Annotated in this window: 8 protein-coding genes and 2 pseudogenes; 7 read left to right on the forward strand and 3 right to left on the reverse strand. The window is 72.9% G+C overall.

The genetic code is table 11. From position 1 onward, the window contains the following. Positions 1-308 precede the first annotated feature (308 nt). Together ACFV0G_RS04530 and ACFV0G_RS04535 are read left to right on the forward strand one after the other, a co-directional pair. Positions 309-719, forward strand: coding sequence for a hypothetical protein (locus ACFV0G_RS04530; protein ID WP_380541477.1), 411 nt, complete (start codon positions 309-311; stop codon positions 717-719). A gap of 251 nt (positions 720-970) precedes the next feature. Beyond that, positions 971-1,138 carry a hydrophobic protein gene (locus tag ACFV0G_RS04535; protein ID WP_380541480.1) on the forward strand — a complete coding sequence of 56 codons (168 nt, stop codon included), beginning with the start codon at positions 971-973 and terminating at the stop codon, positions 1,136-1,138. Positions 1,139-1,195: 57 nt separating this feature from the next. Here the strand turns inward: ACFV0G_RS04535 and ACFV0G_RS04540 are convergent. Then, positions 1,196-1,524 (reverse strand): annotated as a pseudogene (locus ACFV0G_RS04540) (transketolase C-terminal domain-containing protein); the annotation flags it as partial. Positions 1,525-1,857: 333 nt separating this feature from the next. On the opposite strand from ACFV0G_RS04540, the gene ACFV0G_RS04545 reads away from it, so the two are divergent. From ACFV0G_RS04545 to ACFV0G_RS04560, 4 genes are all read left to right on the forward strand, one after another. Further along, positions 1,858-2,367 carry a DUF6480 family protein gene (locus ACFV0G_RS04545; RefSeq protein WP_380541483.1) on the forward strand — a complete coding sequence of 170 codons (510 nt, stop codon included), beginning with the start codon at positions 1,858-1,860 and terminating at the stop codon, positions 2,365-2,367. A gap of 198 nt (positions 2,368-2,565) precedes the next feature. Beyond that, positions 2,566-3,018: a DoxX family protein gene (locus ACFV0G_RS04550; RefSeq protein ID WP_380541486.1), complete on the forward strand. Its 453-nt coding sequence runs from the start codon at positions 2,566-2,568 to the stop codon at positions 3,016-3,018. 301 nt (positions 3,019-3,319) lie between these two features. Continuing rightward, entirely contained in the window at positions 3,320-3,961 is a 642-nt protein-coding gene (locus ACFV0G_RS04555; protein ID WP_380541489.1) for a hypothetical protein, read from the forward strand. A 110-nt stretch (positions 3,962-4,071) separates the two neighbouring features. Further along, positions 4,072-4,413, forward strand: a complete 342-nt coding sequence (locus ACFV0G_RS04560; RefSeq protein WP_380541492.1) for a hypothetical protein — start codon at positions 4,072-4,074, stop codon at positions 4,411-4,413. A 193-nt stretch (positions 4,414-4,606) separates the two neighbouring features. Here the strand turns inward: ACFV0G_RS04560 and ACFV0G_RS04565 are convergent, their stop codons facing one another. Both ACFV0G_RS04565 and ACFV0G_RS04570 read right to left on the reverse strand, forming a co-directional pair. Continuing rightward, positions 4,607-5,020: a hypothetical protein gene (locus ACFV0G_RS04565; RefSeq protein WP_380541495.1), complete on the reverse strand. Its 414-nt coding sequence runs from the start codon at positions 5,018-5,020 to the stop codon at positions 4,607-4,609. Between the two features lie 79 nt (positions 5,021-5,099). Continuing rightward, entirely contained in the window at positions 5,100-5,390 is a 291-nt protein-coding gene (locus ACFV0G_RS04570) for a WhiB family transcriptional regulator (RefSeq protein WP_380541498.1), read from the reverse strand. Between the two features lie 217 nt (positions 5,391-5,607). Between ACFV0G_RS04570 and ACFV0G_RS04575 the strand changes: the two are divergent. Continuing rightward, positions 5,608-6,072 (forward strand): annotated as a pseudogene (locus tag ACFV0G_RS04575) (SRPBCC family protein); the annotation flags it as partial. Positions 6,073-6,309: the final 237 nt, after the last annotated feature.

Consider the following 6,309-nt stretch of genomic DNA (forward strand, 5'->3'; position numbering starts at 1 on the left):
CCACCCCGGCCGCGTCGCCCTCGTCCGGCCCAGGCGGCCCCGTCCGGACGGACCCGCTCCCGGCCGGTCGCGGTCGGTCAGCGGCCGCTCGTGGCCGGCATGTCGTCACTTTGCCCCGCCTGCAAACGATCACGGCCCGCGGCCCACGACACACCGCCATCGGACCGAGCCGGCTGCGCCCCCGCCGCCAGGAGCCTCTGTTCGGGCGTGCCTCGGGACGGGAGCGCCTCCATCGGGATAGACAACGGAGGTGGGCCGGGTGCGGACGGTCCGTGGTCCCGGATCGGGAGGAAGGGAAGGGTAGCGGGGTGGGTGACGAGAAGAGCGGGCAGCCGCGCCGGCACGCCCGGCCGGCCGGGCTGGACGATGCGACGGTCGAGGCCCTGGGGCTGTTGTCGGAGGCACTGGAGACGACCGAGCGGGCCCGGGGCCGGCTGTACGACTTCCACCAGCTGACCGGCACCGCGGACAAGACGGTCGGCGAGGCGGCGCGGGCGCTGCGCGAGGCCGGCCACCCGGAGCAGGCCGATCTTGTCGAGCGCGAGGTCCAGGGCGCCGATGTGCTGCCGGGCATGTGGACGTTCCAGATCGTCGAGGCGTACGACGACGGCTACCACCGGCGCTTCGTCGAGGTCGAGCGGCAGGTCCGCGAGGCACTGGCCAGTGGCCGTGCCCACATCGCCGAGGCGGAGATGAAGCAGCGCCGCGAGACGCACTGATCCACCGTCAGTCAGAGAAGCCGAGGTCCGGGCCCGGGGGCCCTGTGTGAGGTCAAGCGGATCGAGGCTGTGCCTCAGCTCTCGGTAGTCGGTCCTGTCCGGTGGAGGTGTGGATCCAGCCGGCCCGGGGGTCGGCGGAGCGCGCCATCGCTCCGTCCTTTCGTCCCGGCCGTTCCGGGTCCGTCCGGCCGGATCCACGTGGATTGACCGGGCCGCCGTCGGGCACACGCCGAGCGAGAAGGTGATCGATCATGGTTGTGCTGTTGCTCGTACTGCTGTTGATCCTGTTGCTGTTCGGCGCCGGGTTCGCCGTCCACCTGCTGTGGTGGATCGCGCTCGCCGTTCTGATCCTCTGGCTGGTGGGTTTCTTCGCCCGTGGGGCCTCGGGTTCCGGTCGGTCCCGGTGGTACCGGTGGTGACGGCCTGAGGATCGAGCGCGGGGCCGGGAGCGTCGGGGCGCTCCCCGCCCCGCTCACTGCCGCCGCGGCGGGGGTTTCGGCGCCTGTCGGCTTCACCGAGTACAGGTCGAGCACGTGAGCGGCCACCCCCGCCCGGCGAGCAGGTCGGCGGCGGCCGGGCACTGATGGGCGGTCACGCCCGCGCCGGCCAGGGCGACCTCGTCCTCGACACTGCTGCGGAGCGTCTTCGACCCGCCGACCGGGAACGATTCCTCCGGCCCGTACAGCCCCGGGTAGGCACCGCGGGTCGTCCACAGGGAGGAGACGCCGTCCAACTGGACCGCCGCCGCGGTGCGGGCGGCCGCAGAAGTGGCGTCACTCGGGTACAGGACGGTGGACCTGCCGTGCCTCCGGGTCGGCAACCTCGGCCGCGATCGGCGCTCGCGGGCCGGCAGTGACCCCGAGACCCGTCGAGGTTCCCGCCCGCCGGCCGGGGGCAACGGCGCGCTCCGCCAACGCGGCGAGTTCCGGCAGAGCGACCGCAAGGGCTCCGTACGCATGAGCACCAACGCGATGCCGGGCACCCCGCAGCAACCCGTTCCGCCGTGGCGCAACGGACGGCCGACCTCGACCTGGCTTGGGCCGGTCGTCCGCGGGTAGACGCCCCGATCCAGGCGATCCCGGTGCGAGCCCCACGGCACCGGGACGCGGAACGGGCCGACCGGAACGGGTGCAGAGCCATGACCACCGTCGCACGAAGACTGCCGCTCAGCCGGCAGCAGACTGCACTCTACGAGCGGGCCCGAGAACTCGGCTGGGCGATCAGTCGCGAGCGAGGTGACCGAACGCGCAACGAGCGCCTCCACTTCACGAGGCCGGGTCGCTCGCTGGTGGCAGTCTTCACGCACGACGGAGCCTTCGCCTACGGCAGTACCTCCGACCCGGAGATCGGTGCGGTCGAACTGGACCTGGCCGCGACCGTGCGGGAACTGGAGTCGACCGGCCCCAGGCCCGCGCATACTCGGCTGCCTCCGACCGCGCCCGCTCGCAGCCGGCCGGACCGGCGCGTGCCGCTCCTCCGCGCCGAACGGCCCGAGGAGACGCCGCCGGCCGAGTCGAGCACCACGGCAGGAATCTCGGTGCCCGAACCGCCGGAGCTGCGAAAGGCGTGGGGTCCGTGGCCGCTGGCGGTCATCGGACTCCTCGTTCTCTGCGTCCTGGCTTTCATGGTGGCGCGGATTATCGCCTGAGCGACGGCCCCGAGCCGGGCGGCGAACGGGTGGATGCCGTGGACACACGATTCCACGGCCCGCCGGACGACTCCTCCGGGCGCCCGGACTACCGGCAGGCCTGTTCGTCGAACCGGGCATGCTGCAAAGGCCGCGACCCCGGGGGGCCCGGAGGTCCGCTCGATGATTGGACTGCGATCCACTGGAAAGCCGCTAGTCATGACTGTCGTCAGAATCTGTGCACGACCGCTGCTGGCCTCGATGTTCATCGCCGGCGGCGCGGACGCGGTACGACGCCCCGAGCGCCTCGCACCCGCCGCCCGGCCGGTCGTCGATGCCCTGTCCGACCTGCCCGGAGTGCCGACCCGCACGGTCAGCGCCGTCCGCCTGAACGGCGGCGTCCAGGCGGCCTCCGGCCTGCTGCTCGCAGCAGGGAAACTGCCCCGGCTGTCGGCCGCGGTACTGGCCTGCACCCTCCTCCCGGTCACCTGGGCCGGCCACCGCTTCTGGGAGGCGGAGGATGCGGGCGAACGCGCCCAGCAGCGCATCCACTTCCTGAAGAACCTCTCCATGCTGGGCGGTCTCATGATCGCCGCCGTCGACAAGGGCGGACGACGCGGCCGCTGGCCGCTCGCCGGTCTGCCCGGTCTGCCCGGTCTGCTCCGCGAGTGACGGGAGCCTCCGTCCCCGGATCACCCGACCCCGCGCCTCACACCGACGAAGCACTACCCGCCTCCCGGCTCGGCTCCACTCTCGTGGATCGCCCGGGCAGGGATCCTCGGACCGAGCCGGACCCGGCCGGGCCCGGAGGGCCTTCGGGCCGACGCCCGCTCAGGAGTCGGCCTCCGAGGGATCAACAGGGGCAGGGTCGCCCGGGGAGAGAAGGCGGAAGACCATGGCTTCTGATCGTCGGCTTCGAACGAGGATGCGGCATCCCAGGCACGAGCGACGCGGGGAAGCGAGGCTTCCGGCAGTGATCGCCACCCTCGTGGCGATCCTGCTCTACCTCGTCCTGCCCGAACGGCTACTGGTCGCGCCCCGCTTCGTTCTGCCGGCGCTGGAAGTGCTCCTGCTCATCCCGCTGATCGCCGTCAACCCTCGGCGGCTTACCCGTCAGACCCACGTCTCTCGCGTGCTGTCCCTGACGCTCGTCGCCCTGATCGGAGCCAGCAACCTCAGCGCCCTCGGGCTGCTGATCCACGCCCTCGTGTCCACCGGCATCAAGGATGGTGTCCCGCTCCTCGTGGCCGCCCTGCAGGTGTGGGCCACGGACATCATCGTCTTCGGTCTGGCGTTCTGGGAGCTGGATCGCGGCGGCCCCGTGGTTCGGAGCCAGGCTCCGCGGGCGGAGCTGCCGCTCGCGGACTTCCGCTTCCCCCAGGACGAGAACGACGACGCGGTCGAGGAGGTCGCCGACGGTGCCAGCCGCTCCAGCGACTGGGTGCCGGTGCTGATGGACTACCTGTACGTGTCCGTCACCAACTCGACGGCGTTCAGCCCCACGGACACCATGCCGCTGTCCACACGCGCCAAGGTGCTGATGAGCGTCGAGAGTATCGCGGCCCTGCTCACCTCCCTCCTGGTCATCGCGCGGGCCGTGAGCGTCCTGCACTGAGGCCGTCGGGGCCGGGTTCCCGCTGCGCCACAGTCCGACCTGCGCGAACGGTTGCAACCGGCGGCGTGCCGCTCCTTGCAGAGTTCGAAAATATGTTCGAACATGGGGATGTGACCTCCGCCGTACCGCTTCCCCGTCCCCACCGTCCCGAGCCCGCGCCGGGTGATGCCGTCCGCGCGCCGCGAGAGCTGATGTCCGGGCCCGGCCGGTCGTGGGATGCGGAGCCGCGCTGGTCGTCGGTCGAGATCCGGATCGGCGGCCTGTGGCGGCCGGCCCGGCTGGAGCGGTGGCGGATCCACCAGCACCACCGGCAGTGGGTCGCCCTGGTCCGCTGGGGTCCGGACACCCAGGACTGGGGCTGGTTCCTGTACGAGACGCAGACGCTCCGCCAGGCACCCCGTCGCACCCCGGCCGGTACCGGGCGCGCCCGGGACACGCCGTTCCGGCCCTGACGCTCCGACCGCCCGGGTCCGGCAGAGCGCCTGTGGGGGCGACATCGCCGCAGACCCCGGCCGACGAGCGTGCGGGGCGCGGGATCGGCCGTCCGCACCGACGGCCGCCGAGACGCCGACGGCCGCCGCGATCACTGTCGCGGCGGCCGTGGCGCGGCATCGCGGGGGACGGTCTGCCACTGCCGCCCGGCCCTCAGCCGGTCTCGTTGCGTTCGGGGCGGTGCCAGTAGTGGGGTCCGCGGTGCCTGCGGGTGGTGGTGGGCTCGGTGGGTTCGGTGGCGGCCGGCCCCGTGGGGGAGTCGGCGGCGGTCTGCGGTGCGGAGGCGGCGCGTGCGGGGGCCGTGCGGGCGGCCGTGAGGCGGGTGGCCTCGAGTTCGACCGCGCGCCGACGGGCGCGGAGGATGCCGTGACGGGCCATGGCCGCACCGGCGACGAACAGCAGGGTGAGGGCGACGCCGGCCAGGAAGGCCTTCGGCACGGTGTAGGCGCCGATGTCGTTGCCCAGGACGCTCACCTGGGTCGCCGGGCCGCCGTGGAGGTTGTCGGCGATGAGCAGGCCGGTGAAGGTGCCGCTCACCATCAGGAAGATGAGACCGAGAAGGAGCATGGCGGGCTCCTGACCAATCGGTGGGAAGGTGGGCACCGCATCTACCCGGCCGCCGAGCGTCGACACCGCCGCTCGGGCTCTATCGTCCGCGGCGGGTGACGGGCCCCAGGATGGCGGATCGTTCGTCCTCGCCGAGGCCGCCCCAGACGCCGTAGGGCTCGCGGACGGCCAGGGAGTGAGCCAGGCAGCGCGAGCGAACGGGGCACTGGGCGCAGATCCGCTTGGCGGCGGCCTCGCGCTCGTCGTGCGCGCGGCCGCGTTCCCCCGACGGGTGGAAGAACAGGCGCTCGTCCGCGCCCCGGCAGGCCGCCCGCAGCTGCCAGTCCCACTCCTGGTGCACCGGCTCCGGCAGGCGCGATATCACCGTCACGAACAACCCCTTCCTCGTGGCCGGGCGCGCCGACGTCTGCCGGCGCCCGAACACGCGCCTTGCCGCCCGGCGCGGGTTGACACCGGCCGCCCGCCGGATTGTCACGGAGCCACTCGGCCGAGCTGCTCGCGAATGCCGGTGGATTGGGCGCCCGTGGACCGGGCAGACGGGTTGATCGGACGAAATGTCCGGTTCGACTACCCGGAGGGAGGCTGTTGTGAGCATGGTGAAGGAGTCCATCGACGTGGACGTCCCGCTGCACAGCGTCTACAACCAGTGGACGCAGTTCGAGGACTTTCCCCGCTTCATGGAGGGCGTCGAGGAGGTCCGTCAGACGGACGACCGGCACTGCCACTGGACGACCAAGGTCGCCGGTGCCCGCCGCGAGTTCGACACCGAGATCGTCGACCAGCTCCCGGACCAGCGGATCTCGTGGCGCACGGTCGGCGGCGACGTCCACCAGATGGGCGTGGTGAGCTTCGAGCGCCTCGACGACGCCCACACCCGGGTGAGTCTCGCCATGGACTTCGAGCCGCACGGCATGGCCGAGAAGGCGGGCGACCTGCTCGGCGTCCTGGACCGGCAGGTCAAGGGCGACCTCAAGCGGTTCAAGGGCTTCATCGAGGAGCACGGCGGCGAGAGCGGCGGCTGGCGGGGGCGGCTCACGCCGGGCGGCAGCTCGGCAGGGGGCGGCGGCGGCCTCCACGATGCGCCGGTGCGCGAGCGGCCCCAGGCCCGGATGACCGGCGAGGGGGCACCGCCCCTGCCGGAGGACCCGGACGACATGCGCCTCCGCTGACGGTCCGTCCCGCCCCGCCCGCGGGGCGGGGGGGGGCCGCCCGGGGCGCGAGCCGCCGGCGGCGCGGCGGGGGTGGCGGACTACCTGCGGCTGGATCCGCTGCAGGCGAGGATCGACACC

Source organism: Kitasatospora sp. NPDC059571, from assembly GCF_042735675.1.
Lineage (GTDB): Bacteria > Actinomycetota > Actinomycetes > Streptomycetales > Streptomycetaceae > Kitasatospora.